The sequence below is a fragment of the Vibrio ulleungensis genome, from assembly GCF_016900875.1.
Lineage (GTDB): Bacteria > Pseudomonadota > Gammaproteobacteria > Enterobacterales > Vibrionaceae > Vibrio > Vibrio ulleungensis.
Genome location: NZ_JAFEUM010000001.1, coordinates 766,033 through 783,759, shown reverse-complemented (window position 1 = coordinate 783,759; position 17,727 = coordinate 766,033). Strand labels below are relative to the sequence as shown.

General features: G+C 44.2%; 13 protein-coding genes. 4 read left to right on the top strand and 9 right to left on the bottom strand.

The annotated features are described in order from the left end of the window. Positions 1–4: 4 nt before the first annotated feature. The 5 genes from JQC93_RS03590 to JQC93_RS03570 form a co-directional block, all read right to left on the bottom strand. Entirely contained in the window at positions 5–1,072 is a 1,068-nt protein-coding gene (locus tag JQC93_RS03590) for a glycoside hydrolase family 16 protein (protein ID WP_236009275.1), read from the bottom strand. A gap of 107 nt (positions 1,073–1,179) precedes the next feature. Beyond that, complete coding sequence (locus JQC93_RS03585; protein ID WP_205157078.1) at positions 1,180–3,087, bottom strand: hypothetical protein; 1,908 nt, start codon at positions 3,085–3,087, stop codon at positions 1,180–1,182. A 100-nt stretch (positions 3,088–3,187) separates the two neighbouring features. After that, positions 3,188–5,539, bottom strand: coding sequence for an immunoglobulin-like domain-containing protein (locus JQC93_RS03580; protein ID WP_205157077.1), 2,352 nt, complete (start codon positions 5,537–5,539; stop codon positions 3,188–3,190). A 171-nt stretch (positions 5,540–5,710) separates the two neighbouring features. Continuing rightward, positions 5,711–7,075, bottom strand: coding sequence for a carbohydrate porin (locus JQC93_RS03575; RefSeq protein ID WP_205157076.1), 1,365 nt, complete (start codon positions 7,073–7,075; stop codon positions 5,711–5,713). A gap of 75 nt (positions 7,076–7,150) precedes the next feature. Further along, positions 7,151–8,713, bottom strand: coding sequence for a glycoside hydrolase family 16 protein (locus JQC93_RS03570; RefSeq protein ID WP_205157075.1), 1,563 nt, complete (start codon positions 8,711–8,713; stop codon positions 7,151–7,153). A 790-nt stretch (positions 8,714–9,503) separates the two neighbouring features. Here JQC93_RS03570 and JQC93_RS03565 point away from each other — a divergent pair. Together JQC93_RS03565 and JQC93_RS03560 are read left to right on the top strand one after the other, a co-directional pair. Beyond that, positions 9,504–10,508, top strand: a complete 1,005-nt coding sequence (locus JQC93_RS03565) for a LacI family DNA-binding transcriptional regulator (protein WP_205157074.1) — start codon at positions 9,504–9,506, stop codon at positions 10,506–10,508. Positions 10,509–11,013: 505 nt separating this feature from the next. Beyond that, positions 11,014–12,018 carry a LacI family DNA-binding transcriptional regulator gene (locus JQC93_RS03560; RefSeq protein ID WP_205157073.1) on the top strand — a complete coding sequence of 335 codons (1,005 nt, stop codon included), beginning with the start codon at positions 11,014–11,016 and terminating at the stop codon, positions 12,016–12,018. A 28-nt stretch (positions 12,019–12,046) separates the two neighbouring features. Here the strand turns inward: JQC93_RS03560 and JQC93_RS03555 are convergent, their stop codons facing one another. Further along, a complete protein-coding gene (locus tag JQC93_RS03555; RefSeq protein WP_205157072.1) occupies positions 12,047–12,643 on the bottom strand; it encodes a pentapeptide repeat-containing protein in 597 nt (198 codons plus the stop codon). 150 nt (positions 12,644–12,793) lie between these two features. On the opposite strand from JQC93_RS03555, the gene JQC93_RS03550 reads away from it, so the two are divergent. Further along, positions 12,794–13,876 carry a mechanosensitive ion channel family protein gene (locus JQC93_RS03550; RefSeq protein WP_205157071.1) on the top strand — a complete coding sequence of 361 codons (1,083 nt, stop codon included), beginning with the start codon at positions 12,794–12,796 and terminating at the stop codon, positions 13,874–13,876. A 63-nt stretch (positions 13,877–13,939) separates the two neighbouring features. Here JQC93_RS03550 and JQC93_RS03545 read toward each other — a convergent pair whose 3' ends face one another. Further along, a complete protein-coding gene (locus JQC93_RS03545; RefSeq protein ID WP_205157070.1) occupies positions 13,940–14,575 on the bottom strand; it encodes a DUF3299 domain-containing protein in 636 nt (211 codons plus the stop codon). A gap of 239 nt (positions 14,576–14,814) precedes the next feature. Between JQC93_RS03545 and yghU the strand changes: the two genes are divergently transcribed. After that, positions 14,815–15,669, top strand: a complete 855-nt coding sequence (gene yghU / locus JQC93_RS03540) for a glutathione-dependent disulfide-bond oxidoreductase (RefSeq protein ID WP_205157069.1) — start codon at positions 14,815–14,817, stop codon at positions 15,667–15,669. A 57-nt stretch (positions 15,670–15,726) separates the two neighbouring features. On the opposite strand, the gene JQC93_RS03535 is transcribed toward yghU, so the two are convergent. Beyond that, complete coding sequence (locus JQC93_RS03535; protein ID WP_268980141.1) at positions 15,727–16,602, bottom strand: DMT family transporter; 876 nt, start codon at positions 16,600–16,602, stop codon at positions 15,727–15,729. 23 nt (positions 16,603–16,625) lie between these two features. Beyond that, positions 16,626–17,612, bottom strand: coding sequence for a zinc-binding dehydrogenase (locus JQC93_RS03530; protein ID WP_205157067.1), 987 nt, complete (start codon positions 17,610–17,612; stop codon positions 16,626–16,628). Positions 17,613–17,727: the final 115 nt, after the last annotated feature.

Below are 17,727 nucleotides of genomic sequence, written 5' to 3'. Positions count from 1 at the left end.
TCCTTTAAGCATTAAGAAATCGAGATCGACGACGCAGGCAAAACAGCATAAAAAGGCCAACTATTAAGCCATAACTGTTACTTCCTGCCTCAGGTGTCGATGGACTTTGATCATCGTTTGTTGGGGGGGTCGTTGGTGTGGGAGGCAGCTCAGCGTCATCGTAAGGCAGTGACTCATCGCAAAATGCTGCGCTATTACTGTCACTGATTTGACAATGCGCTATGTAATCGACTTCCATCACTACTTGCGACAGATTAGGATCAATGGCACCTCCTAGGTTGCCACCCATAGCGACATTTAGTAACGCAAACATTGGCTCTTCATAGCGGGAGCAGCGACTCATATCACGTGAAACAACTAAGGTATCGTCGATATAAAAGCTAATTAGATCTTCCGTCCATTCAACAGCGTATCTATGCCAATCAAGAACATCTTGCCCACCATTTGGGTAATGGTATCGGTATTCTGCTCCGCAACTTCCTGGGAGCGTATTAAAGAAGTTCGTAATATAAGTGTCTGGTTCATTAGAAAACCACTCCCAAACATCAATTTCGCTGGCACCTCTATTGGGCCAATGAACAAAGTCATCATCACCTTTTATTGGTTGTTCCTGAATTCGATTTTCTAACATCCAAAACGCCGGCCAACTGCCCGCCTCTAGGTTATGGAAGCGGATCCTTGACTCAAGTCTGCCGTAAAGAAACTCGCGTTTATCTTTTGTGTTTATGCGCCCGGAAGTCCAACCTTTCGTCGCACCATTCAGGGTTACACAACTGTTGATCTCTCGACGCGCAATGATTTTTAGCGTTCCGTTAGAAACGTCATAGTTACGTCTATCAGAGTAATCATCGTCGGTATAACATTGAACTTCGTTGTTGTAGTTCGCTTGTGTCTGCGCGGTCCAACTTGACCAGTCGACACCGTCACCATCAAAGGTATCGATCCACTGAACCTCCCAACCGGCATAGCTTGTTGGGCTCAATGTAAGAATAAAAAATCCAATAAAGCAAAAGGCAGATTTACGCATCACACTAAAAAGCTTTATTGGGAATAAAAAGTCTGCAGCAATCATGATGTCCCTTAACAAAAAACGTTGTTTTGTGCTTAGAAAGTTATGGGTTGGAGCTCGAAACCCCCTCGAGCCTTCCAACCCTTTTTCATTTAAATCAGCAGGTTAAATCACTCAAGCCAAGAGATATTACGCACTTCAATATTACTCTTAAGTGGTGCACTCCCACCGGAGATGGCGTATTTATCGGCAATGGTAAACGGCGAGGTGACAGCGCTTAAATCGGCATTCTCGTACTGAGAAAATTGACTAAGTGGTATAGAGATCGTTTGCCAATCACTGGTGATTACGTAGCCTTGGCCTGCGTTAAATCTCACCCAATGGTCTCGTCCTGCTGTTGTTTCAAATCCAAGGTAGAACGGGAATGTGGCTAAGGCACTGTCGGCGTTATCGATCCCACGGATTTCGAACGTCATTGTTTGCGAACCAGACAAGTTAACTGGACTTTCACCATTGCCAATCCCAGCACCCCAACCCCAATCTTTAGCCATAGCAGGATCGGTCACCACTGTCATCACGCCAGTATCGGCGTTAACACCCGCCCACGCAGTCAATGGGTTATCCCAGCCATATACGACTGAATTGGCGTAGGCTGTCGAACCTAATACGACAAACTCGCCCTCTGCTGGAGGTGTTGCAATTGGAGCGTATGGAGGTGGTAGCAGATCATCAAGAAGTGTGGGTAAATCACCGGAGTAGCTGGCATTTAGGGTTTGAACCGTGCCACGCGACAAACCTGTCAATGCGTCAACTTTATCCCACGCGACGTATTTCACATTGCCGGTAATATCAATCAAACCAAAATGTTGTTCAGAATGTGATGGGTTTGCATTATCGCCTTTCCATGGCTCATCAAAGGCTTGGAAAAAGAACAGCGATGCACCGAAGTCATTTGAGAACTCGCGCATATCGTCATAAAAAGACTTTTGTTGGTATTCACCCGCCGCTTGCGTGCCACCTTCACCCATACCGTCGGTTGACACAGTCGTCCACCCAGTTTCACCAATATGAATAGGTTTTGTCGCATCCACACTGTTAACAAAAACTTGTGCAGCTTTGAATTGAGACAAAGTATGTTGGTAAGCACGTTCCATCGCAGAATCGACTTGCTCTTGCGTTGTTAAGTCTTGCTCACTTTCAGGCACCTTCCACTCTTCTGAAAACGCTGGATGATAGTGAGTGTCATGCATTGCGTAAGTATGTAACGAAATATAATCCACGGCTTCGATCAACGCCTTCAAGTCTGCTTGTTCACCGTTGTTGCCGTTGGCGTCATCGCCAGCCCAGACAGCATGGTTATCGGAAGACGTTATCCAAATATCTTGGGTGGCTAGGTCTAGTTGTTTCCATGTTTGAAGATCCTCAACATGTTCTAGGATAATTCCTGGTACAACGTGGTAGGGAGCCCACTCAACCATCGCTTCGTTACCAACCGCAATAACTTTCACAATATCTGGGTATTCGGACGCAAGTTGCTTCGCCATATCCATTTCGTCAAAATTACTCGGATTGTTCTGAAAAGGATCGGGCGTCTGGTCGCTAAATGAGTTTAACGCGTCTATCCACACTCCCAACATTACGTACATTTCAAAGCTAGGATCGTCTTGTTTAAGTTCCGCTATAGCTTGCAATAGATTTTCGGTATTACTTTTTCCATCGAGCCCTATAAACCCTTGTGTATTGTACGTGCGTATCATTTTGATACCCATCGCCGCCAATATTTGCATATCCTCCTTTTGCATATCGACGCTCGGTACATCAGCGCCATCAGCACGCACTGTACTTCTCCAAGCACCATACGAAATGGCAGGGTAATCGGCATTACCGAGCAAAGCATCGCCATTGTCTGCAGTCGGAAAACGGGTCGGCAGAGGTTGAGCAACCAATTCAACGTCTGTATTTCCCGTACCAGAAGTTGGGTTTTGAGGGGCTTCGACAGTAAGCTGTTCTTCGCCACATCCAAACATCGCTAATGCGCTTGATATTAGCAATGTAGATTTTAAAATTTGTGTTCTCATATTGACTTCCCTTAAGAACGATTATTACCAATGACTATTTGCTTGATCGTCGTGATCAGCACTTAAAGGGGCTCCTCAAAAAGAAGCCCCGCGGGTTAAATTAGTTTTTTTCAACGATTTGAATGTTGTCGACAAAGACGTTGGACTCACAACCTGCGACCGCACCACAAACTGGGCCAAGTAGCAGATTAAAACCCCAATCTATAGTGTTTCCAGACGTGAAGTCGTATGACATAGTTTGCCACTCAGTGGTTGGTACAAATGCATCTATCACTGTAGTGCTTGATACACCCGTTGATGAAAAGCTTTGCACGTTGCCATTGAAAATAGCGCCATTTAACGCGGTTCCCTTAACATCAAAAGACAACGTATATTGAGTAGAAGGCAACGCGACACCTTCAGCCATGCGTTGTTGTCCGATAAGTTTTTCACCACCTACAATGACAATATTCGCCGCACCATCGACAACTTCGTAGTCACCGTTCCACAAGGATTTGCCTAACGAGAAGTCGCCATTAGGAACAAGGTTGCTCTCATCTGAGGCTTCCACCACCGTTACCGTTCTCGCTACTTGTTTGGCAACATTTCCATCATTATCAGTGACGTTATAGGTCACAATGTAAACACCGGCAGTTGAAGTATCGACTGGGTTATTGGTCACAACATAAGAAGTTACATCGCCGTCTAGGTTATCCGTTGCGGTTACTCCTGCGTCAGTGTAAATATCACCTACAGTTAACTGAACTGACGAGTCACCAAGTAATGTGATTTCAGGGGCAATTTCTGCCGCGGTAACTTCAGCAATTGAAATGTTGTCGAGTGTTACAGTGGTTGCAACACCCGCTCCCAAAGCAAATATCAAGTGACCTGGATTAGCAGCGTTTGAGTTGGGAGTAACAATTATTTCGTAAGACTCCATGCTGGTAGTCAGTGCAACTGGCTTGTCATTCATGAACGGGTTAAACCATGGTGCACCAGACAATAATTCACCAAGTTGGATGTGAATCGTTCTGGCTTCATCTACCATTGCGTCGAAACGGATTACGTATGGGAGTCCTTCCGTCAGTTCTACACCAGATTGAACCAGTCTAGGCTGATATGGTGCACCAGGAGAAATGCCTTCTACTACCAGTTCACCATTGACTATAGTGATGGTTCCCGCGCCTTCTTGAAGTTCCCATTCGTTACTCAATGGTGCCTCAAAGTCACCATTAGTAATAATTGCATCCGCATCTGGATCAACAACTCTTACCAAACGAACCACTTGCTCAGCCTCGTTTCCAGCCATGTCTGACACGGTATAGATGATTTGATAATTTCCCGCCATCGTCATGTCTAACGCAGAGTCGTCTATCACGATGTCAGCTGACACATCGCCATCGACGTCATCATTCGCCGTCGCTCCATATTCGATATAGCTTTCATTGAGATAGAGAGTTAATGAAGCGTCACCAACCAATGAAATTACGGGAGCTTGAATGTCATCAGAGCTGACTATGACTGTACGTGTAACTTCATTTGCAACATTACCCGCGCTGTCTACAACGTTATAGGTAATGGTGTAGCTGCCATCGACATCGACATCCACAACATCACCACCTATATCAGCGACTAGGCCAGTATCGACAGCATCATAGATTGTGACCCCAGCATCAACGTATGAAGTACCATTTTGAATAGTCACAACAGCATCACCAATAAGTGTGATTACTGGAGGGGTTGTATCGCTGACTTGTCCCTCATTGGCGTAAAATCCAACATTATCGAGTTGATATACTGCCCCTGCACCTGTTTGCCAAGCCGGTGCAATAAGTACGACAGCAATATCAGAGAGATCGATAGGTGATAGCCCTAAGTCAAGTGCCCACTGTGGTAACTGCGCTGCAGCCATATCTGCCAACGGAATACTCACGTGGGACCAAGTGTTACTTGGAGCAAACGGAAGCGAGACTTCAGCAAAATCGCCATTCGTCGCTTCAAACTTAACAATCCAACCCGTTGGTGCTGGCGTATCAGTGATCACTTTAATGTCAAATTCAAAGGTGCCATTTTCTGCCAGTAAACTTGCGTCAAATGGTGTACCGTCTACAGCACTGTGCCCGTCGTTAGTCGTTTTACTGGTAAATCCACCGACCGTTTCTCCATTATCTGCAATCGTAAACTCTGTTACGACAGAGAAGCGTTCATCACTGTCAGTGGCTAAGGTGACTAGACCGATGTCAGAACTGTTATACGGAGCCCACTTCGGTTTTACGATATCTCTAAAAATAGTGAGTGTCGCCGAATCTAGATCCGCGATTGGGGTTGGTTGTACAATTGGGGTGGTTCCATCATCAATAGGGGTCTTTGCATCCCCACCATTGTCATCACTCCCACAGCCAGACAAAGCGACGGCCATAGCACTCACTAATATGGTGTGGGAGAGTTTAAACTTGTTGTTTATAGCCTTCATAATAAATCCTTTCATTATATATAATGTTTATTTAGGTAAAGCGGTACCCCACCTATAAAATCTAGGTGTCACTGATTAACTTTTTATTTATAGGTTTTTATTTATTGAATGCGATATACAATCAACTCAAGCAAAACACATCAACCACATTCAAATATTAGTCATTGACTATTACCACCAAACATCAACTTGGAAACCAAGAATAAAGTCATCAGAAGGTACAAGTTTACCTTGCGACTCATCAAATTCTTCATTAGTCCACGACTCTGGCAAATAAGATGCTAATAATCGGATTTCAGGCGCAATTCCATAAGAGGTCGGCAAAATAAATGTTGGAGCGACAGTTAATTTAGATTGTGTCCAAGATTCACCACCCCAATTATTATAGACATAGCCAATTTCACCTTGCATATAAAAGTGCTGGCTCACTGGCATTGTTGCCCGTGTCATTGCCGACATCCAATAGTTGTAATCACTTTCTAATCGGTTATCCCCTTCAGCCATATAATTATATTGGCCTTGTAGAGATGGAAATAGATTAATACCATTATCAAACTTGTAAGCACCCCACAAAAGAACGCGACCAGACACATCCTCTTCTTCTAATTGAGTTAACAAGTAAGTCGCTTCACCGGCGTCTCCCCAGTCGTTGTGCTGACCTTGTGCTAGAGAGCCCGGCGCGTATGCGTTGTATGCGGTGATCGTGCCACCCAAAAGATTGCCCGCACCGAGTCCCTGACCGCCTTGTACTATGATGTTAGAAAAGCCATTTCCAAACCCAAAGAAATCGTACATGCTGTACGTTAGCGTTAGGTCGTAGCCTAACTCCGCCCATTCTCTCCCTTCTCTATCCCAGTTGTCTGGCATTGCTTTAAGTAACGCCGAAGCTTTAAAGTCGCCAAACGTGGAGCCCAGGTGGAGAGCATGCATTATGTTATTTAGATTCGTTTCGTTATTGCCAACTTCAGCCGGCGACTCTGCCCAGCGGTCAATATCTTCATCCACTCTATCACTGGCAATATAGGCGATGTCTACTAAGGATGTGCCCATCTCTATACCGTTTAATCCAATCCCCATCCCAGACATGTCTGTATAGAAGAAGTCAGTCATAAAGATGTAATTCCCCTCTTTACCGTACTCTCGTCTGCCAGCCCAAAAAGTGCCCGAAGGTGAAACGCCATTGAATTCGACGAATGCATCATTAATACCCGCGTCGACACCATCGGCACTGGACGTTAACGCCGCTTCCGCGCCTTTGGCTCCAATACCAAAGTGAATTTTAAAGTTACGCCCGTCATCAAAATCCCAATTACTGATCAGGTTTGCTTTATAATCATTATCCATTTCCAATCCGAGACGTCCAAGAGTCTCTTTTTGGCCAGCAAAATTTGCACGCTTAAAATCATTAGCTGCACTCACTAAATACCCAGCGCGGAAATAGCCGTGAAATTCAAAACTTTCTTGCTGAGCGGCCTGTGCGGTTGAAACCATAGCTAAACCAGCTAATACGCCAAACGCTAACTTAGATACTTTCATGTAAACTCCATTTAAATGAGAGCTTTTATTAGAATATGAAGAAAATAAAAGCTCATTAAGTAATATTAACTATGTCTATTTTCTTTCTAATCGAATATTGTCTAATAGCACTGTCATTGGACCGGTTGGTTCAATAATCAATATATTAGTTACCTTTTCTAAATTAACAGTCGATCCTGGTGCAAATCGGTTGCCATTGCTGACTATATCTGAAATATTTAGCCGTACTTCTTGCCAATCACTGTTTTTCGAATATGGAACTTCAATATCGCCCGCCATTGGCCAACCGCTGTCCATCTTAACTAGCAAATCTGATTTATCAGCGCCATCTATTACTTTAAGGTCGAATACAATCTCGCCCGACTCTTTCCAATCTCTTAAATCAACTTCAGGAGAAATAAAATAAATATTACCTGCCTCTCCTGACTTCTCGATTTTTAATACTTGGCCTCTGCCTGGTTCACTGACAAACTCTGAGTCCACTAAATCTTCGGGATCGTAACTGCCTTTAGATAGGTACTCATGTAACTCATCATCAAATAAAACCAATTCATTTCCTTTACCATAGTTTTCATCTGCAACTACGATGGCTGGTGCTGAGTTACCTTTGACGTATTCCGCGGTAGTCGACTTAGTAGCACAACCTTTGCCAGACCAGCGGTCAACGGTGCATCGATAAACGCGAACATAGTCCACTGCCATAGTCTGTGGGAAAGCACTCGAGTCGATTCCACCTTCGTTGGTGTTGCCTGCCCATGAACCACCAACGGCTAAGTTCATAACTATATGAAAGTCTTCATTAAATGGCGCTGCAGGTGAAGCCGTTGTTAAAACACCATCTTTTTCATATTGTGCATACCAGCCTTCTTGGGTTTGCGTAGCATAATGAACATTGTCCACATACCAACGAATCTCACCTTCTTCCCATTCGATTGCGTAAGTATGAAAACCGTCTGCCGGGTTCACTCCGTCTGGTAGCTGATAGTGCGTGCCCGAGTTAGTATTGTTTGGCCATTGACGGCCATAATGGAGAGTACCGTGAACGCGGTCTTCGAGCTCCCCTTGAGGAGCGCCTTTTCTATCGCTTTGTGCCTTTAAGTTCACAGCTTCTACAATATCAATTTCACCCGAAGCAGCCCATGTACCGTATTTGTTGTCCGTAGGCAACATCCATATAGCTGGCCACGTTCCTTGGCCATGGGGCAATAAGGCTCGAATCTCAAAGCGACCGTATTTCCAGTCGCCTTTATGCTTTGAGTTAAGTCGTGCTGATGTGTAAGGCAGTGTTGTTTTGGTAGCGTTATTCCCTTCAGCATTATTCGCTCCAGTGAAACTGCCTTTGATCGCAACAAGATGCAGTACACCATCGGAAACAAAAGAGTTAACTGCTCGGTCGGTATAACATTGCTGTTCATTATTGCCCCCACCCCAACAATTTTCTTCGTGGTTCCAGTGTCGCTTATTGATCTCATCACCATCAAACTCATCTTGCCAGATGAGTTTCCAATCAGGTGAAGGCGTCCCAGTTGGGTCAACTAAATCCTGTTGGGTTATAACTAGCGGCTCATTAGTCGACGAACATCCCACTAACGCTGTTGATAGCGCAAAAATGGCTAAGTGAGTTCCGTTTACATTCATTACCATGTCCTTTTGTCTACAAAGCTCTAAACTCTATTCCAATAACACCCTAAAAGTAACCGGTTACTTTTAGGGTTAAATTTAACACCACCGCAACAAAGATGTGCTACAAAGTGGTTTTATCTCAAATCATTCCCTTCGACTGCTGACTGTTCGCCGAGAATCTACGTGTGCAGCGTTTACCTGAGTGTATAAATCAACCAAAAACCCAACGTTTCGACTCAAAAGTAAGCCCAAAAGAAACCGGTTACTTTTGGGGTCAAATAAAAAGAACATCGTGAATTCGCTGTTCTTCTCTCAAAACTTGTTTAGTTAAAATATTGTCTTACACTGCACACATTAGGTCACAAGCCCCATAATGTATAGCTCTAAGCTAAGGGTTAGTTTTGAAAATAGACAGCCATCACGAAAAAAACGCACCAATTTGAGTCAATCGTGGTTCCTGTCACAGAAATATGTATACCCTATTTTTTTTACAGATTCAGGGTGAAAGTGTCAATCGTAGTGCAATCTCGCCGCACGAACACCACTAAAAGTTACATTTTATTAACAAAACAATAAGATCGATATCTAAAACCCTCTTTCTACGTCCAATATGGTTATGCAATGAGTGAATAGACAGCTTTAAATGAAAGAAACCATCGGAATCTAAGTAACCGGTTACTTTATTTGTATGTTTATTTGCTCGTTCTAGAGGGGGACTTGGTGCTTTGCTTGAATTATCAGTATGAAGCAGTAACAATAGAGCTATCTTTATTTCGTTGAGTTCAATAAACAAAGGAAGTTTGAATTGCCTACCATTAAAGAAGTGTCATTACTCGCTAACGTGTCGAAAGCTACCGTTTCGAGAGCCTTAAATGGACACCCATCGGTAAAAGAAGCCAATCGAAAAAAGGTGTTTGACGCAATTGAAGAGCTTGGATTTAAACCAAACGCCTTTGCCCAGGCATTGGCATCCAATCGTTCAAACAGTATTGGTATGCTTGTAGGATCACTGGACGGCTCGTTTTATGGTCCATTGATGCACAATGTAGAGTGCATTGTAAGAGAGAAAGGTAATCACTTAATAGTAACAAGTGGGCAGGAATCAAGGGACATTGAGAAAGAATCAATCGAGTTTTTGCGCTCTCGACTTGTTGATGGCTTAATCATTCACTCAGATCAACTTAGTGATACTGAACTCATCGAAACAGTCGAACAAAACGATTCAACCATTATATTAAACCGTTTCATTCCTGAGATTGGTGGTCATTGCGTCGTTATTGATAATGAGCTTGGCGGCTATATCGCCACGAAACATTTGATCGATATGGGACATACTGAGATTGCGTGTATCACCGGCCAGTTAAGTAAAATTGATAGTCGTGAACGTCTGCAAGGTTATAGAAAAGCGCTTGAAGAATCAGGATTGCCATTCTCTGACTCTAAGGTCATTGAAGGTCGCTATGATCATCAGGGTAATCATGCCGTAGCAAGACGACTGCTCGACAGGTGTCCCAACATTACTGCACTTTTTTGTCAAAACGATAACATCGCACTTGCCGTCTATGACATTGCCGCTGAACGTGAGCTTAAAATTGGCGTGGACCTATCTATTGTCGGCTTTGATAACGATAATCACGCCCAGCATATCCGCCCTAGCCTAACCACCGTCGATTTCCCGGTTCCAGATATGGGCATAGAAGCTGCGAAGCGCTTATTTACAATAATAGAAAACAAGAGTTGTACTGAGGCCGATCCAATAAAACTACTTCCACGATTAATTGAGAGACATTCAGTTCTGTCGATTCAGTAGCGTTATTGCAATCATTTTATAGAGCGAGATTTGGCTTTCGCTTTATGACGTTGGTTTGGCCTCGCTCAATTCGTAGTAATGTGTAGGCTAACTATTGCCACCCACTTGTTTAAAATAAGAGCGCATCACAATTTCATTTTGGTTACCTAACGCTATTGGGCACTTCTCGTGCTTCCTTGGTTTTGTTTCTATGGCAACCGTAAAGGAAACGCTTTCTTTGGTGGCGGTAGTTCTTTTACGTTTCGATTGTAGATATTGTCACACAGTGAGCGAACAACATGTACAAATATACGAATAAAACCATTAAAAACAACCACTAAACAGAAGCCGAACGAGCCCACCTCCCTGGTATACGGTAAAAGTTTTTATCATCGCAAACACACCAAAAAGAAACCGTTTCCTTTCCGGTGTGACTGATCGCAAGGATTTCACCCCTATATTGCAGTATCCTTGCAATATCTTGATAAACTCAGCGTCCCACTTGGGTCATTTACAGGAAGTTAACGTGTCCACCATTGATGAAGTTGCCAAATTAGCCAATGTTTCCAAAACCACGGTATCGCGCGTGATCAATCGCCATACGACGGTTAAAGAAAAAAACCGCCAAAAGGTGTTGGCTGCAATGGAAGAGCTTAATTTTAAGCCAAACTCATTTGCTCAAGCGCTTGCCTCTTCGCGCTCTAACAGTATCGGTATGTTAGTCGGCTCGTTAGGTGGACCTTTCTACGGAGTGTTAATGCATCAAGCTGAAATAGAACTTCGTCGTGAAAATATTCACCTTATAACATCAAGTGGACAAGAATCTGAAGAAATAGAGCGTGATGGCATACGCTTTTTGCAGTCAAAGATGGTCGACGGAATGATCATTCATTCCGATACTCTCCATGATGATGAATTGATCGGCATCGTGAAGCGCCACCCTAAAACAGTGATTCTGAACAGAAACATCCCTGAGATTACCGAACATTGCCTATTTTTGGATAACGAGTTGGGCGGTTACTTAGCCACTAAATACCTTATTGACACAGGGCATAAGCAAATTGGTTGTCTTACTGGCCAATTAAGTAAAGCAGACAGTCGCGACCGTCTTTTTGGATACCGAAAAGCGTTGAGTGAAGCGGGCATGCCTTACAACCCTAGCCTAGTCGTTGAAGGTCGTTTTGACAGCGAAACGCCTATTGATGCAGGTAAACGATTATTTGAACGAGATTTGGATGTTGATGCTGTATTTTGCCAAAACGACCAATTGGCCTTATCGATGTACACTATTGCCGCTGGGTTTGGCAAAGTTGTCGGTCAGGATATTTCCATCATTGGATTCGATAACGACCATTACACCAAGCACTTGCAACCAAGCTTAACGACAATGCATTACCCGCTGCAAGACATGGCGATGCTGGCGGTCGATAAAGTACTGGCGATGGTTAACGGCGATAAGATTTACCCCTCAGACATGCTTAAACCTTGGGTCGTTGAGCGTAATTCAGTGAATACGCAAAACAAGGCTTAGTAGTTTGGCTTTGAGTGTGTATTTGCTCTTAGTCCACCAGTTTAATGTTGAGTGAATTGAGCAACGATAACGCTTCGAGCCTTGAGAATTGAGCGCCACTTAATCGATTATTAAGCACATCAATCTCAAAGTGATAGCTGTCGGTAAGATTGCTTTGCTCTAAATTGGTTCTCGAAAATTGCGCACCAGACAGATCGCACTCAGTAATTTCGGATTGCGATAGCGATGCTTCTCTAAAGTCGACGCCGACTAATTTACACTTGTGAAGCGTGAGGTAATCGAGGAACAAACCAAAAAACGAACAATCGTTAAGTATGCACTGTTCAAAAGAAAGTTCTGAGTCCATATCAAATTGAGGCCATTGAGCCTTAGTCCAATCCATCCCCACCAGTTTACTGCTGGTAAACTTGCACTGGGCAAATCGGCTTAAGCTTGGGTCAACCAAGCTCAGATTGCATTGTTCAAACTCACACTCGACAAACCGACAGCGGCTAAACACCGTTTCGGAAAAGTCGCACTGCACAAACTTACAGCCTTCAAACTCAGTCTGATTGAGCTCTTCATAACTAAAATCGATTTGGGTAAACTCGTGTTCGGTGTATTGGGTGCGATTGTCGAAACTCATTGGATTGCCTAGGAAAATTTTAACATGGTAAGACTACCACCCTCTTGAGGTATTTATCTTGTGATAAAACACACTTTGTGAAGCTTTTGCTTTGACCCTCTACCGTCAACACTGCACACTGACATCATCAAACATTGCAGCTTGAGTAAAATGGACAGAATCGAGTTTTTTACCTCTCACCCCGACTTTCTTTGGGTCAACGAAGTGTTGACCATCACCTTATTCAGTAGTGTTGCTTGGATCGTATGGCGATTATTTATAGGACGCTTAGAGCGTCACACCTCCGACAGTGCTGAAAGTCGCGTACACGCAATCATTCATTCGATTAAAACGCCGATCAGTACACTAATATGGCTATGGCCTGGTACGATTTCACTGGGACTCATTCTCGGAAATTACTTTGACTATTCACTTAATTTCTTAGACACCACCAAACATGCTCTCGTGGTCTTTACCCTTGCATGGATCAGTTATCGCCTTTCGACCAACATAGAAATTAATGTCATTGCTCGTGGCAAACACGACGCAACGACCATTAATGGTATTGGCAAATTGAGCCGAATGATCATCATAGTTATTGGCCTGGTTAGTGTTTTGCAGTCTATGGGCCTGAGTCTCTCGGGTGTAATGACGATGGGCGGCGTCGGTGGTTTGGTGGCTGGTTTTGCGGCAAAAGATCTGCTGTCCAACTTCTTTGGTGGCTGGATGATTTATTTTGATAAGCCATTCAAGGTTGGAGATTGGATCCGCTCACCGGATAGAAGTATCGAAGGTACGGTTGAACGTATTGGATGGCGTATGAGTGTTATTCGCACCTTTGACAAGCGACCACTCTATATTCCTAACGCCATCTTCAGCAGCATTGTCGTAGAGAACCCTTCTAGGATGACTAACCGCCGAATTAAAGAAACCATCGGTATTCGTTATGACGACGCAGAAAAAATGCACACCATCATTAAGGCGGTCAAGCAGATGCTACGCAACCACCCTGCGATCGATACGCGCCAAACCATGATTGTCAATTTCGACAGCTTTGGGCCTTCTTCATTGGACTTTTTTATCTATACGTTTACTAAGACAGTCAACTGGATAGAATTTCACGAAGTGAAACAGGATGTATTACTTAAGGTTATTCAAATCATTCATCAGCAAGGCGCTGATGTCGCGTTCCCAACGCAAACCCTTAAAATCGATCCCGCTGCAGAACCAGAAATAAGCAATATCGTCCGGTAGTCGCGAGATACAGCTGCCTAAGGCATTGCGCGTTAGGCAGCGTTCATTGTTTTTTGGCAACAACTATTGGACGGTATAAATTTCTATTTTGTCGGCATCCATGGTGTACGCAGATTCAATCCCATTAGCACCGTCTGAGTACATGACATCTTGTACGTTAGCTTCAACGTTAAGTGTGCCTTCGATCCAGACGGGCGTGTACATTGAGGTCAATTCGTAACCTTGTGGATAATCGACTAAAATAATTTGATTGGGTGGCGGAGGTGGTGTGTGTACGCAAGCGCCACCTGACGGCACGATAAAGAACTGGGTGATTTTATTATCGTCAAACTGAATCGGCGTGATAAAGCCTGGGACACGAACCTTTTCGCCATTTAACGAAGCTTTAGGCACCGTTGCTGCAATGCGGCGCTGTTCACTGACGGCGGCTCTAATGCCAAACAAGTATTCGACGTCAATCCCCTGGCTTTCGAGATCATCATTGAGGCTTTTCCGTTCTAATTGTTCCTCTTCTGTGAGCGTCTCTTTCATATCGAGACGAGCAATTCTGCCTAAATCGAACAATTGGTCGCGGCTGAGCTCCATAAACGGATCTTTAATGTTGCTTACATCTGGACGTAAGTCTTCCCATTGAAGTTGCGTCGCGGCGAACGAATGAAATGCCACTAAAAGAGACGCTAGTATTGCCAGTTTTTTCATAAAAATCCGAATCGAAATTATAGTGCTGTTTTAAGGGGGCTAAGGATGACAAATTCACACTGGTGCGACAAGTGACATTTCTTTGAATTTCGAGCCTGATTGCACAATGACATACCAATTTATAACCTGATAGATCAATGCTTCAACAAGCTGTACATTAAATCTATAAACACGGTCCCTTTAAAATCCGATTAAACATCCCAATAACACATGATGTAACCCAACATTAAGGAGTCACAATGGGCGAAAATTACACCCCACCTAAAGTATGGACACACGACACCTCTAACGGTGGCCAATGGGCCAGCATTAACCGTCCAGATTCAGGTGCACGTCATGAACAGGTACTCGAACAAGGTCAGCACCCTTTCCAGTTGCATTCGTTAGCGACCCCAAACGGACAAAAAGTTACAATCCTTTTTGAAGAGCTATTGGCGGCAGGTGTTAAAGATGCCGAATACGATGCCTACCTCATCAATATTGGTGATGGTGACCAATTTGGCAGTGGCTTTGTTGAGATTAACCCGAACTCAAAAATTCCTGCGTTGCTAGACACTACAACGGGCACACGCGTATTTGAATCTGGCTCTATCTTGCTCTATCTAGCAGAAAAATTTGACCATTTCATTCCAAAAACGCTTCCAGAGCGGACAGAAATGATGAATTGGCTATTTTGGTTGCAAGGCTCTGCTCCGTACTTAGGAGGCGGTTTTGGCCATTTCTATGCTTACGCCCCAGAAAAGTTCGAATATCCTATCGACCGCTTTTCGATGGAAGCTAAACGCCAATTGGATGTATTAGACAAGCAACTAGCCAATAACGAGTTTATTGCTGGCGATGAGTACACCATTGCAGATATGGCGATTTGGCCTTGGTATGGCGGTTTAGTGTTAGGTCGTATGTATGATGCAGCCGAGTTCTTGGACGTTGCAAGTTACAAGAATGTCGTGCGTTGGGCTAAGCAAATTGACGAGCGTGAAGCTGTGCAACGTGGGCGCATGGTCAATCGTGGATGGGGCGAAGAGTGGGAACAAGTTCCTGAACGCCACAGCGCGGCAGACATTGATGCTGCTCTTGCCAAAAAGCCTAAGTAAAAGCGATCTCATTGGGTCATCACTCAGCTCTTGAGGCGATGACCCAATATTTTTTCGCTAATTTTTCGAATCCCTACGTGAGGGTAATTGAGTCACAACAATACCTGCTAAAGTTAAAACGCAAGCCAATACTTCTAACGAGTTCGGAATTTCGTTTAGCCATATAACCGCACCCAAAAATGTTAGTGCGGGTACGGACAACTGATATAACGCAGCACTAAATCGACTAATGAGTGGCAAAAGGGCATACCAAGCAGCATACGCGCAGGCCGACGTCACCATTCCCGAAATTAACGCCAGCAATAGAGCTTTATCCGTTGCGGCAGTGTCAAGCCCAATAACGCTAGAGCCTAACAATACAAATCCTGTCGCAACAATAAACGCAAAACCGGTTCTAAACAGCGGTTGTGTCGATTGGCGACCAAGCAAGGTATACCCTCCCCACCCAACGCCGGCTAGGACAGCACACACCATCCCTATAAACGTCGCTCCCATCACGCTTAACGAAGGCACGACCAATGAAGCCATACCTGCAATGGTAATGGCATAGCCGATACACTGCAGTTTTGTAGGGCGTTCACCCATGCGAATACTGCTTACCAATAACACCAATTGCACCGTGGAAAACAGCAACAGCGCGCCTAGCCCAGCGTTGAGTGATTTATACGAATAGCTAAAACCTATCATATACAGTGCAAGGAAAGCGCCACTTAACCAGTTTTCTTTAAGCTTCCATTGAGACGGATCTACCAACTGCAATGCATGTTTTCGGTTAAACACCAACAGTAACAGACACAACATAAGTGCGCCGCTAGCGGTTCGGTAAAGTGCAAATAATGAGGGATCCATTCCCTCAGTGAAAACGGCAACGCGGCTCAACAACGAGTTGGCCGCAAATGCCATCATAATTAGGAGTGCGACTAAGTACTTCAATGTATTGTGGTGTTAGTGGGATGTTACTCAATTTTTACCACAATTTTACCGACAGTTCTTTGGTTTCTTATATCTTTTAACGCATTAGCTGCGTGCTCGAGTTCAATAACCTCAAGCGCAGGAACTCGGATGTGTCCATTTTCAAGTAATTGATTAAACTGAACGCCCGCATCAGTAATACCTGTACGCCCAGAATGATCATTGACATGACCTGATCCTAAACTCAATTGATGGAAGCTCAACCCTCGTAAAAATGCGTCAGGGTATTCACTTGGTCTAACCGTTTGCACCAGTTCCACCATCTCGCCTTCAAATGCCAGTGCGGTAGCTGCAATTATATCGTTGTCGCCACCGACACAATCCAATGCCACATCTACACCATGCCCATCAGTAATGGCCATAATCTCTTTAACGATGTCTTGCTTTTGATAGTCAATAACGTGTGTTGCACCCAAGTCTCTGACGTAATCATGATTTTTTTCAGAGCAACTGGTAATGATCTTATCCACCCCAAAGTATTTGGCGATTTGAATAGCAAATCCCCCCACTCCACCAGAACCACCTACAATGTAGATTGAGTCACGGGTTTCAATATCCAGCTTATCGACCAACGCACGCCACGCTGTCCAACCAGCACATGGTGTGGCCGCCGCCAATTCATGGCTGACTTCGGGGTGAGAGGTCAATGTACGAGCGTCATGTACGGCAAACTCAGCGCAGCCGCCGCGAGTTCGGCGCATATTACCGTGGTATAGGACTTTGTCACCTATATCCCAAGACTCTACGTTGTCGCCCACTTTAACCACCGTTCCTGAGACATCGAGACCACCTACAAAGGTATTATCGATATCGGGTACTAACGCTTTCCAAAAGTTCACTTTAGCGTCGACAGGATTAAGCCCTACCGCGTGCACTTTCACCACAACATCCCAGGCGTTTTCTAGTTCTGGCTCGACAAGTTCCGATAAGTAAAATTTGTCCATTTGCAGGTGATAAGTGAGCGCTTTCATGGTGTATGTCCTTATGATTGGTCGCACTTTAATTATAGAGCGCCATTCTAAAATGTCATACTGTAGGGAGCATAATTAAAGCGTAAAATCAGTGGCTTATTCCCGATTTATTTGG

Bases quoted from the DNA above. Each gene is read 5' to 3' on its own strand.
- JQC93_RS03590 (WP_236009275.1), bottom strand. From the start codon at position 1,072: ATGATTGCTGCAGACTTTTTATTCCCAATAAAGCTTTTTAGTGTGATG.
- JQC93_RS03585 (WP_205157078.1), bottom strand. From the start codon at position 3,087: ATGAGAACACAAATTTTAAAATCTACATTGCTAATATCAAGCGCATTA.
- JQC93_RS03580 (WP_205157077.1), bottom strand. From the start codon at position 5,539: ATGAAGGCTATAAACAACAAGTTTAAACTCTCCCACACCATATTAGTG.
- JQC93_RS03575 (WP_205157076.1), bottom strand. From the start codon at position 7,075: ATGAAAGTATCTAAGTTAGCGTTTGGCGTATTAGCTGGTTTAGCTATG.
- JQC93_RS03570 (WP_205157075.1), bottom strand. From the start codon at position 8,713: ATGAATGTAAACGGAACTCACTTAGCCATTTTTGCGCTATCAACAGCG.
- JQC93_RS03555 (WP_205157072.1), bottom strand. From the start codon at position 12,643: ATGAGTTTCGACAATCGCACCCAATACACCGAACACGAGTTTACCCAA.
- JQC93_RS03550 (WP_205157071.1), top strand. From the start codon at position 12,794: ATGGACAGAATCGAGTTTTTTACCTCTCACCCCGACTTTCTTTGGGTC.
- JQC93_RS03545 (WP_205157070.1), bottom strand. From the start codon at position 14,575: ATGAAAAAACTGGCAATACTAGCGTCTCTTTTAGTGGCATTTCATTCG.
- yghU (WP_205157069.1), top strand. From the start codon at position 14,815: ATGGGCGAAAATTACACCCCACCTAAAGTATGGACACACGACACCTCT.
- JQC93_RS03530 (WP_205157067.1), bottom strand. From the start codon at position 17,612: ATGAAAGCGCTCACTTATCACCTGCAAATGGACAAATTTTACTTATCG.